This window comes from Mesorhizobium sp. P170090, from assembly GCF_057786115.1.
On the sequence record NZ_JBYNWH010000001.1, the window covers coordinates 5,062,075 to 5,078,234 of the forward strand.

The 16,160-nt window shown below is 63.5% G+C and carries 14 protein-coding genes; 4 read left to right on the forward strand and 10 right to left on the reverse strand.

All coding sequences use genetic code 11. From position 1 onward, the window contains the following. Positions 1–282 precede the first annotated feature (282 nt). A complete protein-coding gene (locus tag AC3EML_RS24580) occupies positions 283–924 on the reverse strand; it encodes an LbetaH domain-containing protein (RefSeq protein WP_023733062.1) in 642 nt (213 codons plus the stop codon). A gap of 60 nt (positions 925–984) precedes the next feature. Beyond that, complete coding sequence (locus AC3EML_RS24585) at positions 985–1,503, reverse strand: CreA family protein (protein WP_023753104.1); 519 nt, start codon at positions 1,501–1,503, stop codon at positions 985–987. 182 nt (positions 1,504–1,685) lie between these two features. Between AC3EML_RS24585 and AC3EML_RS24590 the strand changes: the two genes are divergently transcribed. From AC3EML_RS24590 to AC3EML_RS24600, 3 genes are all read left to right on the forward strand, one after another. Continuing rightward, entirely contained in the window at positions 1,686–2,261 is a 576-nt protein-coding gene (locus AC3EML_RS24590; RefSeq protein WP_023697009.1) for an SCO family protein, read from the forward strand. A gap of 82 nt (positions 2,262–2,343) precedes the next feature. Continuing rightward, a complete protein-coding gene (locus tag AC3EML_RS24595) occupies positions 2,344–3,216 on the forward strand; it encodes a 50S ribosomal protein L11 methyltransferase (protein WP_023733063.1) in 873 nt (290 codons plus the stop codon). A gap of 105 nt (positions 3,217–3,321) precedes the next feature. Continuing rightward, on the forward strand, positions 3,322–5,166 hold the full coding sequence (locus AC3EML_RS24600) for an aminopeptidase P family protein (protein ID WP_352522169.1): 1,845 nt from the start codon (positions 3,322–3,324) through the stop codon (positions 5,164–5,166). A gap of 155 nt (positions 5,167–5,321) precedes the next feature. On the opposite strand, the gene AC3EML_RS24605 is transcribed toward AC3EML_RS24600, so the two are convergent. Both AC3EML_RS24605 and AC3EML_RS24610 read right to left on the reverse strand, forming a co-directional pair. Next, positions 5,322–5,618: an AzlD family protein gene (locus AC3EML_RS24605; protein ID WP_352522170.1), complete on the reverse strand. Its 297-nt coding sequence runs from the start codon at positions 5,616–5,618 to the stop codon at positions 5,322–5,324. Continuing rightward, positions 5,615–6,343 (reverse strand): AzlC family ABC transporter permease, encoded by a 729-nt coding sequence (locus AC3EML_RS24610; protein WP_352522171.1) that lies wholly within the window; start codon positions 6,341–6,343, stop codon positions 5,615–5,617. The genes AC3EML_RS24605 and AC3EML_RS24610 overlap by 4 nt, the downstream gene beginning before the upstream one ends. A gap of 116 nt (positions 6,344–6,459) precedes the next feature. Here AC3EML_RS24610 and AC3EML_RS24615 point away from each other — a divergent pair, with 116 nt between their 5' ends. Further along, complete coding sequence (locus AC3EML_RS24615) at positions 6,460–7,218, forward strand: SDR family NAD(P)-dependent oxidoreductase (RefSeq protein WP_023682129.1); 759 nt, start codon at positions 6,460–6,462, stop codon at positions 7,216–7,218. A 22-nt stretch (positions 7,219–7,240) separates the two neighbouring features. On the opposite strand, the gene AC3EML_RS24620 is transcribed toward AC3EML_RS24615, so the two are convergent. From AC3EML_RS24620 to ftsZ, 6 genes are all read right to left on the reverse strand, one after another. Next, positions 7,241–7,936: a DUF2461 domain-containing protein gene (locus AC3EML_RS24620; protein WP_023682130.1), complete on the reverse strand. Its 696-nt coding sequence runs from the start codon at positions 7,934–7,936 to the stop codon at positions 7,241–7,243. Continuing rightward, the gene (gene ligA / locus AC3EML_RS24625; RefSeq protein WP_352522172.1) at positions 7,933–10,137 is read right to left on the reverse strand and encodes an NAD-dependent DNA ligase LigA; all 2,205 of its coding nucleotides are present in this window, start codon (positions 10,135–10,137) and stop codon (positions 7,933–7,935) included. Before ligA ends, AC3EML_RS24620 begins: the two co-directional genes overlap by 4 nt. 111 nt (positions 10,138–10,248) lie before the next feature. Beyond that, positions 10,249–11,922: a DNA repair protein RecN gene (recN, locus tag AC3EML_RS24630; RefSeq protein WP_352522173.1), complete on the reverse strand. Its 1,674-nt coding sequence runs from the start codon at positions 11,920–11,922 to the stop codon at positions 10,249–10,251. Positions 11,923–12,140: 218 nt separating this feature from the next. After that, on the reverse strand, positions 12,141–13,010 hold the full coding sequence (locus AC3EML_RS24635; protein WP_023668284.1) for an outer membrane protein assembly factor BamD: 870 nt from the start codon (positions 13,008–13,010) through the stop codon (positions 12,141–12,143). Between the two features lie 262 nt (positions 13,011–13,272). After that, entirely contained in the window at positions 13,273–14,220 is a 948-nt protein-coding gene (gene lpxC / locus AC3EML_RS24640; protein ID WP_023668283.1) for a UDP-3-O-acyl-N-acetylglucosamine deacetylase, read from the reverse strand. A 271-nt stretch (positions 14,221–14,491) separates the two neighbouring features. Beyond that, entirely contained in the window at positions 14,492–16,150 is a 1,659-nt protein-coding gene (gene ftsZ / locus AC3EML_RS24645; RefSeq protein WP_023744605.1) for a cell division protein FtsZ, read from the reverse strand. Between the last annotated feature and the right edge of the window lie 10 nt (positions 16,151–16,160).

Here is a 16,160-nt window from a genome sequence, read left to right on the forward strand (position 1 = left end):
GGGCATCGCTGGTGCAATTGTATGCACGCCAAAGGCGCAGCGCCGTGAAAAGCCGCCTTATCGGTTTGTTGCCATTAGTCACCATGCAGGCCAAAACCTGTTCGTTCCGCTTCACGGCGGATTTGTCTCCAAGCCCCTTCCGCTGCGCCACCCCCGCATGGCGGAAGGGGTCCGTTGCGTTGCCGCAGACCGGCGGAACTCTTCCCGACACGTGCCGTTCAGAATTTTGGCGCCAGGATTTCGGCCAGCCAGTCGATGAAACCGCGCACGCGCGGCGAGCTCTCAGGAATGCTCTTGCTCCCAACGATCGAGGAAATCCTCAATCGGCAAGGCCTGCATGTCGGGAACCGCTTTGGCGAGTTTCTCCGGCGGCCAGTCCCACCAGGCAAGGCTTTCGATCCGCGCCGCGATCTCGGAGGGAAAGCGCATGCGCAACGGCTTCGCCGGTACGCCGGCGACGATTGTGTAGGCCGGCACATCCCGCGTCACCACCGAATTGGCGCCGATGATGGCGCCATTGCCGATGCTGATCTCGGGCATGATGACGGCGCCATGGCCGATCCAGACATCATTGCCGATGCCGACCGCCTTGGCCTGCCGCCGCGCGCGGAACGCCGCGTCGACGCCCAGCCAGCGGAAATACTCGTTCGGCCGGTAGCTGAGCTTGTGCTGCGTGATCCGCTCGATCGGATGCTCCAAGGCATTGATGCGGCTGTTGGCGGCGATCGAGCAGAATTTTCCGATCGTCGTGTAGATCGCCTCGGCGTGGCGCTCGAAATAGGAGAAATCGCCGACATTGACCTCGCGCAGCACCACCCGTTCGCCGATCGAGGCATAGCGGCCAAGCTTGCACGCTTTCAGCTCCGCGGTCGAATGGATGCGCGGCTCGGGATCTTTCAGGACGAGGTTTTCGGTACGGTCCATCTGGCGGATTTACCCCCGCGCAATTGCGGAAGCAATTGTCGCGTTGCGCCCGGAGGATCGTTATTTCGGCTTGCCGCCGGTCCACACCACGTTCTGGCCGAACAGCGGCACGGTCGTCACCGACATTTTCGCCGAGCCGTCCTGCACTTGGCGCGAATGCGAGAGATAGATCAGCGTCTCGTTCTTCTTGTCGTAGATGCGGTTCACCACCTGCTTCTTCCAGATCAGGCTGATGCCTTGCTTGAACACCTCTTCGCCGCCCTCGCTCATGTCGATGTCGCCGATGGTGATCGGCCCGGTCTGGCGGCAGGAGATCGAGGAATCAGACGGATCCTCGAACCAGTTGCCCTTGTGCAGCCGGTCGATGACGCTGCGGTCGAAATAGGAGACATGGCAGGTCACGCCGTCGATCTTGGGATCCTTGATCGCCTCGACGATGATGTCGTTGCCGACCCAATCGACGCCGACCTTGCCGACTTCCTCTGCCGCTGCGGCACCGGCGCCAAGGGCAATGCATGCGGCCAGCGCGCCGCCGATCAGTTTCTGCCCAATCCGTCTCTGCCCAGTCCGTCTTTGCAAGGGAGCCTCCTCAGGTTCAGTTTGCCGGTCTCAGGTGGGATAAGGGCCAGCTGTTTGCAAGGTAGCGCCCAGCCCGGTTGCGGCAACGCGGCATCTTTGCCTTGCCCCCTGCGACCGGCTAAGACTGCCGGCAGAGAGGCGCCGATCCGGCGCTCGATGATTTCTGCTACGGACAATTCCTGATGATGCGTTCAATTCTGGTCGGCATTCTCGTTCTGATGGCGGCGGGCATCGGCTGGCTCACCTTTGACTTCTATCGCGGCCACTATGGTGGCGAACCGTATGGCGCGCCATTCACGCTGGTCGACCAGAAAGGCGCGCCAATCACCGAAGCCGCCTTCCGGGGAAAACCCAGCATCGTCTTCTTCGGCTTCACCCATTGCCCGGAAGTCTGCCCGACCACTTTGTTCGAAATGGCCGGCTGGCTGAAGACGCTGGGCGACGACGGCAAGAACCTCAACGCCTACTTCGTTACCGTCGATCCAGAGCGCGACACGCCGCCTGTGATGAACACTTACGTCAGCAATTTCTCCGACCGCATCGTCGGCATATCGGGCGATCCCGACAAGGTGCACGCCATGGCGAAGTCCTTCAACATCTACTGGAAGAAGGTCGACACCGGCGACGGCGATTATACGATGGACCACACCGCCTCGGCGCTGCTGCTCAATGCCAAGGGCGAGTTTTCGGGCACCATCGCCTATGGCGAAAGCGCCGATACCGCGATTGCCAAGCTGAAGCGGCTGGCAGCAGGCTAGGCATGATCCCTAAATGTGGAATCCGGTTTTCTCGGACAGAAAAGTGTTGTCCAGAGATCATGCTCAAGCAAGAGACCAACTGATGGGTCAGACCAGGCTCCACTTCATCGCTGGGAAGATCGAGGCCGACCGCATCTTTGCCGCGCTCGAGCCGGCTTTCGAGGATGAAGGCCTGCCGATCGCCGTGCTCGAAGTCGATGAAGACCGCGACATCTATGAGGTTTCGCTCTACACCGACGGCAATGTCGACGCGGTTGAGGCGCGGCTAAAAGACAGCCTTGTGGGACTGTCCCTGTCGAAGCCGATCGAGCGCGAGGTTTTGCCCGACATCGACTGGGTGGCGCGCTCGCTGGAGGGACTGAAGCCGGTGCGCGCCGGACGTTTCTTCGTCCATGGCGCGCATGACCGCCGGAAGCGCCACAGCGGCGAACTCGCCATCGAGATCGAGGCCGGCCTTGCCTTCGGCACCGGCCATCACGGCACCACGGCCGGCTGCCTCGAAATGCTGGAACGGGTCGTGCGCCGCGAACGTCCCAGGAATGCCCTCGACCTCGGCACCGGCAGCGCGGTGCTGGCAATCGCCGTCGCCAAACTGGCGCATATTCCGGTGCTGGCGACCGACATCGATCCGATCGCCGTCAGGGTCGCCGCCGCCAATGCCCGCCTCAACCACGTCAAGGCGCTGGTTGAAACGGTGACGGCGCCCGGCTTCCACCACCCGATCTTCGGCAAGCGCGCGCCTTTCGACCTCATCGTCGCCAACATATTGGCGCGGCCGCTGATGCGGCTGGCGCCTGAGATGGCCAGGCACATCAGCCTCGGCGGCTCGATCGTGTTGTCCGGCATCCTCGAGCGGCAGTGCAATGCGGTGATCTCGGCCTATGTCGGCCAGAATTTCCGCCATGTCAGGACCTTGCATCGCGAAGGCTGGGTAACGATCCACCTGAAGCACTGAGACGCAACGCGCTTTGGACCATCCGAGGCTGTTTGCGATTGGCGAAAATCGATTCCGGTTTTCCGGGTCATGCGCTACGGTCGCGCCCGATACAGGAGGCATACCATGTTCCAGACCTTCGATTCCGCAGGCGACCCGAGCGTCGGCAAGCCGCGCGTGACGTTGCTGCGGCGATGGCTGGCGGATAATGGCCTCGACGGTTTCCTGGTGCCGCGCGCGGACGAGCACCAGGGCGAATATGTGGCCGATCGCTCGGCGCGGCTGAAATGGTTGACCGGCTTCAGCGGCTCGGCGGGCGTAGCACTTGTGCAGCGTGACCGCGCCTTCATGTTCGTCGATGGCCGCTATACCTTGCAAGTGCGCCACGAAGTCGATCTCGACATTTTTGCAATCGAGAGTCTCGTCGACAACCCGCCGGCCTCCTGGATCAAGGACAATCTCGGCAAGGGCGCCAGGCTTGGCTTCGACCCCTGGCTGCACACGATCGCTGAGGTCAAGGCGCTGAAAACCTCGGCCGAGCAATCCGGCGCGACGCTGGTGCCGCTCGACAGGAACCCGATCGACATCATCTGGAAGGATCAGCCGGCGCCGCCCGTGGCGCCGGTCGAAATCCACCCGATCGGCTTTGCCGGCGAACTGGCCAAGGACAAGCTGGCGCGGCTGGCGGCGGCCCTCGCCAAGGACGGCGCAACACATGCCGTGCTCACCGATCCCTCCTCGATCGCCTGGGCCTTCAACATCCGTGGCGGCGACGTGCCGCACACGCCGCTGGCGCTCGGCTTTGCGATCCTTGCAGCAGATGGCAAGCACCAGCTGTTCATGGACCAGCGCAAGTTTTCGCGCACGGTTGCCGCCTATCTCACCCAACTCGCCGATCTGCACGAGCCCGGCGAATTCGAAGCGGCGGTCGCAGCCCTTGCCAAGGGCGGCGCCAAGATCGCGCTCGATCCGGTGCTGGCGGCGGACAAGCTGAGAATGCTGGTCGAGGACAATGGCGGCACATTTGTTTCTGCAGCCGATCCCGCCCGCATTCCGCGCGCCACCAAAAACCAGGCGGAAATCGCCGGCAGCCGCGCCGCGCACCGCCGAGACGGGGCGGCCGTGGCGAAACTGCTTTGCTGGCTGGAACGGCAAAAGCCGGGCACGCTCGACGAAATAACCGTTGTCACCAAGCTGGAGGAGGTGCGCCGGCAGACCGGCGAGGAAACGCAGATGCCGCTGCGCGACGTCTCCTTCGACACCATTTCCGGCAGCGGTCCGAACGGCGCCATCATGCACTACCGCGTGTCGCGCGCCACCAACCGCGAGCTGGCAAAGGGCGAGCTGTTCCTGCTCGATTCCGGCGCCCAGTATCAGGACGGCACCACCGATATCACCCGCACGGTGCCGATCGGCCAGCCGACCGAGGAGATGCGCGAGCGCTTTACGCTGGTGCTGAAGGGCATGATCGGCATTTCCACGCTGCGCTTTCCCGCCGGCACGCGCGGCTCGGAAATCGACGCAGTGGCGCGCATGGCGCTGTGGAAGCATGGCTGCGACTTTGCCCACGGCACCGGCCACGGCGTCGGCTCGTATCTGGCCGTGCATGAAGGGCCGCAGCGCATCGCCCGCACCGGCACCGAAAAGCTGCTCGCCGGCATGATGCTGTCCAACGAGCCCGGCTATTACAAGGAAGGCTCCTACGGCATCCGCATCGAGAACCTGATCCTGGTGGCGCCGGCCGAACAGGTCGAGGGCGGCGACATCGCCATGCACGGTTTCGAGACGCTGACGCTGGCGCCGATCGATATCAGGCTGATCCGCACCGACCTGCTGACGCGCGAGGAGTTGCACTGGCTGGATACTTACCATGCCTGGGTGCTGGCCGAGATCGGCCCGATGCTCGACGGCGAGACGCTGGCCTGGCTGGAGAAGGCAACAGCGCCGCTGCCGCACGACGCCAAGATCTGAAATGAGATTCTTTCTCCCCGTCACTATACGGGGAGGTGAGGAGCGGTCCGCGAAGCGGACGAAAAGCCAATTGCTTGGCTTTTCGAGTGACGAACGCCCGGCAGGGCAATGAGGGGCAGCGCCGACAGTTCGGAACTGTTGTGCCGGCAGGCGCCCTATGCCACAAACTGCCGCGCGAGGACCAGCACCACCGCCCCGGCCAGAAACATCGCCATCAGGCCGCCGCGCAGCGAGACCACAGCGGCGACGACCAGCGCCGCCCATTCCGCCGGTCCGGCGCTAAGTGCGGCGGGCGCCACCAGCGTCGTCAACACTGCGGCCGGCACGGCATTCAAACCCGCCTCGACGCGTGGATGGATGTGGTCGAAGCGCGAGATCGCCAGATGGCCGCCGACGCGGGTGAGATAGGTGGCGATCGCGCCGGCAATGATGATCCACAAGGTCGCGCTCATCGTTTTGCCTCCACACCGCTATGGTGCGGCGGCAGGATGACGGCCAGAAGCACGCCTGCAACGGCGCCGATGGAGACGTGCCATGGCGATCCCACAGTTTTGTAGGCAATGATCGACGCCGCGGCGCTGGCGATCACCACCGGCAGCCACAGTGGCCGGTTGCGAAAGCCCATGACCAGCCCGAGGAAATAGATCGGCAGCAGGAAGTCGATGCCGAGCGCATGCGTGTCCGGGATCAGCTTGCCGAACACCGCGCCCAGCGCGCTCTCGATCCCCCAGAACACATAGACCGGCAGGCCAAGCCCCATGTACCAGGCAAAGCCAACGGTCTCGCCGGCTTCGGCCTTACGCTCGGCCACCGCGAATTGCGGATCGGTGAGCACGAAATAGCCCAGCGCTTGGCTGATAACCGGCCAGTGCGCCATTCGCCGGCCGATGCTGGCGGAGTAAAGCACGTGACGGAAGTTTACGGCGAAGATCGACAGCACGATCAGCCATGGCGCGACATGCTGGCCGAACAATTCGATGCCGACCATCTGGCTGGCGCCGCCGAAGATCAGCGCGCTCATCAAGAAAGCTTCGAGAACGGAAAAGCCGTTGTCGACGGCGATGGCGCCGAACAGCAGCCCAAATGGCGCCGCGGCGACAACCACCGGCATCGACAGCCGCACGCCGTCCCAGAAGTCGCTGGCCACGGAATTTTCGCTTAAGGTCTCTGCCGACATGTCACATTCCCATCTCGCGCTGCTATGTAGGAGCCGGCGTTTGAAAAGTCAGACGAATTCGCTTGAGCCAACAAATCAGCGAAACTGATGTTGTAAAAACAAATGAGGGGGTTCGGATGATCGCTTATGACTTCACCGGCAGGCACGCGGTCGTCACCGGCGCCGGTGGCGGTATGGGCGAGGCGATCTCGCTGGCGCTGCTCGATGCCGGCGCCTCGGTCACCGCCATCGACGTCAAGCCGCGTCCGGCGTCGCTTGCCGCCTATGACGACCGGCTCACCTTTGCCCAGGGCGACCTCACCGACGCCGCCTTCGTCGAGCAGACCATCAATGCCGCGGGCCGCGAGCGCGGCGGCATCGATTATCTCGCCAATGTCGCAGGCGTGCTCTGGTTCGGTCGCGACAAATCGGCCCTCGAGATGGACCTCGATGTCTGGGATCAGGTCTTCAACATCAATCTGAAATCCTTCGTCCACACCGCGCGGGCGGTGGTTCCGCATATGCGGGCCGGCGGACGCGGCGGCGCCATGGTGCACTTCTCCACCATCCAGTGGTATCGCGGCGATCCGACCCCGCAGGATGCCTACCAGGCATCGAAGGCCGGCGTCTGTGCGCTGTCGAAGTCGCTCGCCATGCAGTTGGCGGGCGATGGCATCCGCTCCAATTCGATCTGCCCGGGAATGGCGTTGACGCCGCTGCAGGCGCGCTGGGACACCGAAGAGAAACGCGCGGCCGTTGCCAATTATGCGCCGCTCGGCCGCATCGGCACGCCGCAGGACATGGCCAATGCCGCGCTATTCCTGCTTTCCGATGCGGCAAGCTACATCACCGGCATCGAACTGGCAGTCGACGGCGGTCTTTTGATGCGGATGTAGCCGTGCAGTGCGCCGGGCTGATTTAGCTCCGCGGTGCCGTGCCCTGGATCGCCCTGCCCCAGTCAAGCAGCGGCTTGGCGCGCAAGGCGAAATCGACAAGCTCGTCGACCAGCGTCGGCGCGTGAATTCCAGCCGGATCGATCATGTGCTGGACATAGAAGTGCCGGTTGCGGATGGCGTCGACAAGATCGGGTTCGTTGACCTGCTCGAAGCCGCGCGGCGTGCGCTTCATGCGGCCCTCGGTTTCAAGTTCGAAGCCGTTTTTCTTCAGCGTTGAGAGCAGTTTTCGGAACTCGGCCGGCCGGGCGACGATCGCCTTGCGCATCGCCAGCAGCAGGGACGGCTCCGGATTCCACCAGGCGACATCGGCAAAGCAGCGGTCGATCCCGACATAGACGAAGAACACGCCCTGCTCCATCTTGGTGCCATCCGGCGACAGCATGGCCGACAAATGCTGGTTGTAGGGCCGCTTGTCCTTGGCGAAGCGCACGTCGCGGTTGATGCGAAACAGTGACTTCTTGCGGTCTCCGCGCAAGCCCAGACCCGCCGCCGCGAAGCGCTCGGTCAGCGTCTCGACCAGATCGCAGAACGGCTCATGCAACTCGCTGTCGTAAAGCGCGCGGTTTTCCTGGAACCATTCGCGGCTCTGGTGGAAGTCGAGCGCCTTGAGGAACGGTATGGCCTTTTGCCCGAACCCTTTGAACGAACCGGCGGTCATGCCTTGCCGACCCGTTGCAGCCATGTGTCCTCGTCGATGACTTCGACGCCGAGTTCGCTGGCCTGCTTCAGTTTGGAGCCAGCGCCCGGCCCGGCCACCAGCAGATCGGTCTTCGCCGACACCGAACCCGCCACCTTGGCGCCGAGCCGTTCGGCCATCGCCTTGGCTTCGGAGCGTGTCATCTTTTCCAGCGTGCCGGTGAAGACGATGGTCTTGCCGGCAACCTCGCTGTCGGTCGACACGGTGACGACATACGGCTTCGGCTTGACCTGTTCGAGCAGTCTGTCGAGCACGTCGTCATTGCGTTCATTGCCGAAGAAATCGCGCAACGCGTCGATCACCGTGTCGCCAATGCCGTTGATGGAGGGGAAGACGCTGTGCGGATCCTCAGCCGCCGCCGTTTCCTTGCCGACGCGGATCAGCTCCTCGATGGTCGAAAACGTCCGGGCAAGCACGGCCGCCGTCGTTTCGCCGATATGGCGGATGCCGAGTGCGAAGATGAAGCGGTCGAGCTCCGGCTCGCGGCGCGAATCGATGGCCGCGAACAGCTTGTCGAGGCCTTCATAATTGCGGTTCTCGACACCGCGCACATTCTTGCGCGCCTTGCCCGATGCCGCCTCGCGCTGCCTAGCCTGCTCCTCGCGCCGCTCGGCCAGCGCCCTGGTGACGGCCGGGCGGCGATCCCTGAGGGTGAAGATATCGGCGGCGGTCTTGACCAGTCCCGAATTGAAGAACAGGTCGATATTCTCGGCGCCCAGCCCCTCGATGTCGAGCGCGCCGCGCGACACGAAATGACGCAGCCGCTCCACGGCCTGCGCGGCGCAGATCAGCTCGCCGGTGCAGCGCCGGCGCGAATCCTCCTTGCCGGTCTTCTCGTTGATTTCGCGCGTCGCCGGCGAGCCGCAGACCGGACAAATGTGCGGGAATTCGTAAGGCACCGCATCAGCCGGCCGCTTGTCGACGACGACGCTGACGATCTGCGGAATGACATCGCCCGCCCGTTGTATGACAACCGTGTCACCGATGCGGACATCGATGCCGTCGCGAATCGGCAGGCCGTTGCTGTCGAAGCCCTTGATGTAGTCCTCATTGTGCAGCGTGACGTTTTCGACCACCACGCCGCCGACCGTGACCGGCGCCAGCCGCGCCACCGGCGCCAGCGTACCGGTACGACCGACCTGGATGTCGATCTTCTGCACCGTCGTCATCGCCTGTTCGGCCGGGAATTTGTGCGCAACGGCCCAGCGCGGCTCACCGGTGACAAAGCCCCAGCGACGCTGCAATTCCAGCTGGTCGACCTTGTAGACGACACCGTCGATGTCGTAGCCGAGCGACGAACGCAGCTCCTCGATCTTGTGGTAGTGCGCGATCAGCTCCTCGACAGACTTCGCCCGCACCATCAGCGGGCTGACCTTGAATCCCCATTCGGCGAATTTCTGCACCGAATCATATTGGGTCGGCGCCGGATCCGCTGTCGTGTAGCCCCAGGCATAGGCAAAAAATTTAAGATTGCGGCTGGCGGTGACGGACGCATCCTTCTGTCGCAAGGAGCCCGCTGCCGTGTTGCGCGGATTGACATAGTCCTGGCCGCCCACCGCCGCCGAGCGTACCTTCAGTGCCTCGAATTCCGCATAGGTCATGTAGACCTCGCCGCGGATCTCGATGGTCTCGGGCCAGCCCGATCCTTCCAGCTTGGCGGGGATGTCGGCGATGGTCCTGAGATTGGCGGTAATATCCTCGCCGACAGTGCCGTCGCCGCGCGTAGCACCCTGCACGAACACACCGCGTTCATAGCGCAGCGACGCCGACAGGCCGTCGATCTTCGGCTCGGCCGTAAACGCGATGTCGAGATCCTTGTCGCGGTCGAAGAAGCGCCGGCCACGCTCGATGAAATCGGTGACGTCCTCGTCTGTGTAGGCCTTGGCGAGGCTGAGCATCGGCACCGCATGGCGCACTTTGGCAAAGCCTTCCGCCGGCGCGGCGCCGACCCGCAGCGAGGGCGAATCCTCCCGCACCAGACCGGGAAACCGCTCCTCGATGGCAAGGTTGCGCCGCCGCAGCGCGTCATATTCCGCGTCCGTAATCGTCGGCGCGTCCTCGGCATGATAGCGCCGGTCATGACCGGCGATCTCCTCGGCCAGCCGCTGGAGCTCATCCGCGGCTTCGCTTTCGCTCAACGATTCGACTGGTTTTTCAGACATGCAGCGGTCCCTGGACAGTGGCGAGGCACCATAAATCAGGATTTCGGAAAAAGCATTCCTGAACAGCGGGATGGAGCCATATCCTGACTCAGTCCGAAAGCCTTGCGACGACTACGCTGCAGCAATATTCTCGCGTAGCAGCCGTTCGGCGGCTGCGCGCGCCTCTTCGGTGATGGTGGCGCCGGCCAGCATGCGCGCAATCTCTTCCTGGCGCGCCGCCCGGTCCATCTCGGCAATGCCGGTGGCGACCCTGTCGGTGCCACCGGATTTGGAAATCAGGAAATGCGTTGCCGCGCGCGCCGCCACTTGCGGAGCATGCGTGACCGACAGCACCTGCACGCGCTTCGACAGCCTGGCCAGCCTTTGGCCGATCGCATCGGCCACGGCGCCGCCGACGCCGGTGTCGATCTCGTCGAAGACCAATGTCGGCGCCGAGCCACGGTCGGCCAGCGCCACCTTGAGCGCCAGCAGGAAGCGCGACAGCTCGCCGCCGGAAGCGACCTTCATCATCGGGCCGGGCCTGGTACCGGGATTGGTGCGCACCCAGAACTCGACCTGGTCGATGCCCTCTTCCATGCGGTTCTCGCCATCGCTGGCCAGTTCAACGATGAACTCGGCCCGTTCGAGCTTCAGCGCCGGCAGTTCGGCCATCACAGCCTTGGTCAGACCGACCGCCGCGGCGTGGCGAAGCGCGGAGAGCTGGGCTGCGGAAATATCGTAGGCTTCGCGCGCCGCTGAGGCCTGCTTTTCCAAGAGATGCAGGCGCCCCTCGCCGGCATCGAGATCGGCGAGATCGGCGGACATGGTGTCGCGCAGTTGCGCCAGATCGTCGACGGCCACACTGTGCTTGCGTGAGGCCGCACGCAGCGAAAACAGCCGCTCCTCCGCCTTCTCCAGCCGCTGCGGGTCGTATTCGGTGGCGCGCAATGCCGCCTCGACGCCCGATTGCGCGGCATCCAGCGACAGCATCGCCTCATCCAGCGACTTCACCACATCCTCGAGCAGGCCCGGCGCTTCGCTGGCCTTGCGCTGCAGGCGCCTGAGCAAACTGGCCAGTTGCGGCAGTGGCGAGGACGGGCCTGACAGCACATCCTGCGCATCGTGTATTTCCGAGGCGATCTTTTCGGCCCGCATCATCGTGGCGCGCAATTCGGCCAGTTGCGTCTCTTCGCCGGGCTGCGGATCGAGCTTTGCCAGTTCCGCCACCGAGGCCCTGAGATAATCGGCCTCGCGCGCCGCTGCCTCGACCTTGGCGCGGTGCCTGGCAAACTCCTGCTCGGCGTCGCGCCAATAGCGCCAAGCCTCGCCGGTCGCGCGGGCAGCGCCCAGATGGCCGCCAAAACTGTCCAGCAATTCGCGATGGGCGCCGGGATCGACCAGAGCGCGCTCGTCATGTTGGCCGTGGATCTCGACCAGCGCGTGGCCGATGTCGCGCATCAGGGTGACGCTGGACGGCTGGTCGTTGACGAAGACACGGGTGCGGCCATCCGCGGTCTGCAGCCGGCGCAGGATGATGTCGCCGTCATCCTCGATGGCGTTTTCGGCCAGCAGCGCGCGCACCGGGTGGTTGCGCGGCACATCGAAGACGGCAATTACCTGGCCCTGGGCAGCACCGTGGCGCACCAGCGAGGCGTCGCCGCGCGCGCCAAGCGCCAGCGACAGCGCGTCGAGCAAGATGGATTTGCCGGCGCCGGTTTCACCGGTCAGCACGGAAAGGCCGGGCTGGAAGTCGATATCCAGCTTCTCGATCAGGACGATATCGCGGATCGACAGTCTGGAAAGCATCAGAACCCGGACCTCAAGCAATTCCAGGAAAAGTGCGTAGCGGTTTTCCGTCCGGAATTGCGTAGAACAAAAAGTTAGGACGGTTCAGCGCCTCAATCAAACCACTGAACCGCTGTGAAGCGGCATGCGACCGATGGAGTCGCAGCGCCGCACTATCTTTTTGTTTGAGCGTCGGATCAATCCGAAAAGCGCGTTCCGCCTCAGTCGATGCTCGGGCGTCAGGCGCCGGTGATCAGCTTGCCGGCCTTGGATATCCACGATCCGGCATTCTCGCGCGGCTCAAGCCCGTTGCTCTGCAACAGCTTGTAGGTATCCTTGTACCATTGGCTGTCGGGATAATTGGTGCCGAGCACAGCAGCGGCGGTTTGCGCTTCCGAGGTCAAGCCCATCGCGTAGTAGCTTTCGGCCAGACGCGCCAGCGCCTCTTCGACATGGCGGGTGTTGGAATAGTTCTCGACAACGTTGCGGAAGCGCTTGACGGCAGCAATGTATTCGCGCCGCTCGAGATAATAGCGGCCGATCTGCATCTCTTTGCCGGCCAGCTGGTCGTTGGCGAAACGGATCTTTTCCTTGGCGTCGTCGACATATTCCGACGTCGGCCAGCGCGTCACCAGATCCTGCATCGTCTGCACGGTCTGGCGTGCTTCCTTCTGATCCTGGGTGACGTCCTTGATCTGCTTGTAGTAGCTCAGCCCGATAATATACTGGGCGTAAGCCGCGTCGTCGGTCGACGGATAAAGCGTCAGATAGCGCTTTGCCGAGCCGATCGCTTCGTCATAACGGCCGGCGCGGTAGTCGGCGAAGGCGCCCATCACCATCGACTTTCGGGCGAATTCCGAATAGGGGTGCTGGCGGTCGACGGCGTCGAACTTCTTGCTCGCCTCATCCAGGCGGCCGGCATTGAGATTGGCAAGGCCTTGATTGTAAAGGACGTCGGCCGGTTCGGTCTGGTCGACATAGGTCGACAGGTCGACGTCTTTCTCGGACGACATGCAGGCCGAGAGGAACAGCGATGGCACAACCACCGAAAGCGCCAGGAAAACAGCCCGATACGGCGCTTTCGATTGACCAACTCGCTTGAAGAACATGATTGGATTGCGCCCTTTCGGCGTTAGTTCAATGCCTTTCGCATGGCGTTCCCTCAAAACTGATCCCCACTTTTGAGCGACATGCGCCTAACAGACGGCAGCAGCCATAAACCATAACTGCCTTGCCCAGCAACGCTATGTCTAGCCAATCGCACATTTTTGTGGCGGCTTGGTGTTGCCCGGAAAGCTATGCACTTTCACGGCCGGTGATGCATCCGTGCAACACCGGCCAGCGTTCAGAAAGCCAGAAATACGTTAAGAATCAGATCACCCAAGGTGCAAAGACAGGGCCGGTGACGGCGCTCATCTCGGCGGTGCGGCCGCGCTCGCGGCGCGTGGTCTCGACGACCTCGAAGGCCGAACGGTCGGACAGAAGCCGCCGCAAAGCAGCCGCATTCATCCGGTGACCGCCGCGATAGGAGCGGAAACAACCGATGAAACGGGCGCCGGCCAGCGCCAGATCGCCCATCGCGTCCATCGTCTTGTGGCGAGCGAACTCGTTGGGGTAGCGCAGGCCGCCCATGTTGATCACCCGGTTGTCGTCGCCGATCACCAGCGAGTTCTCCAGCGAGGAGCCCAGCGCATAGCCGGCCGCCCACAGCCGCTCGACATCCTTCATGAAGCCGAAGGTGCGGGCGCGCGCGATATCCTGGCGAAAGATGTCGGGGTTGATGTCGGAGGCGAATAGCTGGCGGCCGATCGCCGGGCTTTCGAAATCGATCTCGACCTCGAAGCGCGTGCCGCTATAGGGCCTGAACTCGGCCCAGGACGCGCCATTCTCGATGCGGACGGGCTTGACCACCCTGATGTAGCGGCGCTTGACCGCCAGCGTCTCGATGCCGGCTTGGTCGATGGCTTCCACGAACGCCACCGCACTGCCATCGAGGATCGGAACCTCATGACCGTCGATCTCGATGACGATGTTGTCGATGCCGAGCCCGAAAAGCGTCGCCATCAGATGTTCGACGGTGGCGATATGCTCGCCTGCCGGATCGCCGAGCATGGTGCAGAGATCGGTCGCGCCGACTTCAGCAACCAGCGCGCGGAACTCGCGGCTCTCGCTTCCGTTCGAAAGGTGGAAGAGCACGCCGGTGTCGGCGTCCGCAGGGAGGAAATTGACGGTGACCGGTTTGCCGCTGTGAACGCCGGTACCGGTCAGCGTTGCACGCGATTTCAGTGTCGTCTGATAGTCTTGCAAGACAAACCCCATAGCCCAAACGCCTAAGTCCGCTTTAACCCAAAAGGCGCGGCTCTTTTTTATCGGCAGGCAGGGCCACTTCCCCGAATCCCAGCACACCGAAAGTGCTGCGGCAAAGATAATGGTCTGTCAGGGAGACTCCAAATCACGGTTTCTTACTCTGTGTAACCGCGACAGACCTTGAGCGTCACATCGTAACGCCTTGTTATTAAACCCCTTTAAACGTTAACAGGCAGACAATCTCTCGTCTGCCTGTTAACAAGTGTTACATACCGTTAACGGCTCAGTTGGCCTGGCGGCGCAGGAAAGCCGGTATCTCCAGCTGGTCGTCTTCCTGGGTCGACCTGGTCTGCGGCGTCAACCGGCCCTGATCGTCGAGCTGGCCGCGGCGCGGCGCGTAAAGCTGCGGATCCTGGCTGGCAAGGCGGCGCATTTCCGGCGCCGCCTGGCGCAGTTTCGGTTCGCGCGGCTGTGCCGGCTGCAACCGGGCCGGCTCTTCTTCGCGGCGCGTCAGTCCGTTGGTCAGCCGCTTGAGCAGCCCCATCGGCCCGCTGTTTTCATGGTCGGCCGGACGGCCCTTGGCTTCCACCTCGGCCCGCACCACCGGCGGAAAATCCTCCACCCGCGGCATGCGCTGCGGTGCGGCAGCCACCGGCTGCGGCATTTCCCGCAGCGGCGCCGGTTGCATCACCTGCTGCACGACAGGCTGCGGCTGGGCAGGCGGGGCCTGGAAGATCTTGCTCTGCGGGCGGAAATCTTCCGCCTGGGCCATCGGCGCCGGACGAGCCATTGCCGCCGCATTGGCCTCGGCAAGCTGGATCGCCTCGGCCACCGGATCGGCCGCGCGCTGCTCATAGGTCTGCTGCTGGACCGGTGCCGGACGGCCTTCCGCCCCCGAAGCCGCTGGGCGGCTGACCGGCTTCTGCTGCGGCGGCACGGCCCGGATCGAGATCGGCGCCGCGGCAATTTCAGCTGCCGATTTGTCGATGCCGGTGGCGACCACCGAGACGCGGATGACGCCTTCGAGTTCCTCGTCGAAGGTGGCGCCGAGGATGATGTTGGCGTCCTGATCGACTTCCTCGCGGATGCGGGTCGCGGCCTCGTCGACTTCGAACAGGGTCAGGTCGCGGCCGCCGGTGATCGAGATCAGCAGGCCCTTGGCGCCCCTCATCGAGGTCTCGTCGAGCAACGGATTGGCGATCGCCGCCTCGGCGGCGGCCATCGCGCGGCCCTCGCCCGAAGCTTCGCCGGTGCCCATCATCGCCTTGCCCATTTCGCGCATCACCGAACGCACGTCGGCGAAGTCGAGATTGATCAGACCTTCCTTGACCATCAGGTCGGTGATGCAGGCAACACCGGAGTAGAGCACCTGGTCGGCCATGGCGAAGGCGTCGGCAAAGGTGGTCTTGTCATTGGCCAGCCGGAACAGGTTCTGGTTGGGGATGACGATCAGGGTATCGACACATTTCTGCAGCTCCTCGATGCCGAGATCCGCCGTCTTCATGCGGCGCTGGCCTTCGAAATGGAACGGCTTGGTGACGACGCCGACGGTGAGGATACCCCGTTCGCGCGCCGCGCGGGCAACCACGGGAGCCGCACCGGTTCCGGTGCCGCCACCCATACCGGCGGTGACGAAGCACATATGGGTGTTGGAGAGATGATCGATGATCTCATCGATGCACTCTTCCGCCGCCGCACGGCCCACTTCAGGCTGCGAGCCGGCGCCGAGCCCCTCGGTGACATGCGCGCCGAGCTGGATCAGCCGCTCGGCCTTCGACATGGTCAGCGCCTGTGCATCGGTGTTGGCCACGACGAACTCGACACCGCGCAAGCCCGCGGTGATCATGTTGTTGACGGCATTGCCGCCGCCGCCGCCGACACCGAATACGGTGATCCGCGGCTTGAGCTCGGTGATGTCCGGCTTTTGCAGATTGATCGTCATTGTCTCCGTC

Coding starts and splice junctions, on each gene's coding strand:
- AC3EML_RS24580 (WP_023733062.1), bottom strand. CDS start 924: ATGGACCGTACCGAAAACCTCGTCCTGAAAGATCCCGAGCCGCGCATC.
- AC3EML_RS24590 (WP_023697009.1), top strand. CDS start 1,686: ATGATGCGTTCAATTCTGGTCGGCATTCTCGTTCTGATGGCGGCGGGC.
- AC3EML_RS24595 (WP_023733063.1), top strand. CDS start 2,344: ATGGGTCAGACCAGGCTCCACTTCATCGCTGGGAAGATCGAGGCCGAC.
- AC3EML_RS24600 (WP_352522169.1), top strand. CDS start 3,322: ATGTTCCAGACCTTCGATTCCGCAGGCGACCCGAGCGTCGGCAAGCCG.
- AC3EML_RS24605 (WP_352522170.1), bottom strand. CDS start 5,618: ATGAGCGCGACCTTGTGGATCATCATTGCCGGCGCGATCGCCACCTAT.
- AC3EML_RS24610 (WP_352522171.1), bottom strand. CDS start 6,343: ATGTCGGCAGAGACCTTAAGCGAAAATTCCGTGGCCAGCGACTTCTGG.
- AC3EML_RS24615 (WP_023682129.1), top strand. CDS start 6,460: ATGATCGCTTATGACTTCACCGGCAGGCACGCGGTCGTCACCGGCGCC.
- AC3EML_RS24620 (WP_023682130.1), bottom strand. CDS start 7,936: ATGACCGCCGGTTCGTTCAAAGGGTTCGGGCAAAAGGCCATACCGTTC.
- ligA (WP_352522172.1), bottom strand. CDS start 10,137: ATGTCTGAAAAACCAGTCGAATCGTTGAGCGAAAGCGAAGCCGCGGAT.
- recN (WP_352522173.1), bottom strand. CDS start 11,922: ATGCTTTCCAGACTGTCGATCCGCGATATCGTCCTGATCGAGAAGCTG.
- AC3EML_RS24635 (WP_023668284.1), bottom strand. CDS start 13,010: ATGTTCTTCAAGCGAGTTGGTCAATCGAAAGCGCCGTATCGGGCTGTT.
- lpxC (WP_023668283.1), bottom strand. CDS start 14,220: ATGGGGTTTGTCTTGCAAGACTATCAGACGACACTGAAATCGCGTGCA.
- ftsZ (WP_023744605.1), bottom strand. CDS start 16,150: ATGACGATCAATCTGCAAAAGCCGGACATCACCGAGCTCAAGCCGCGG.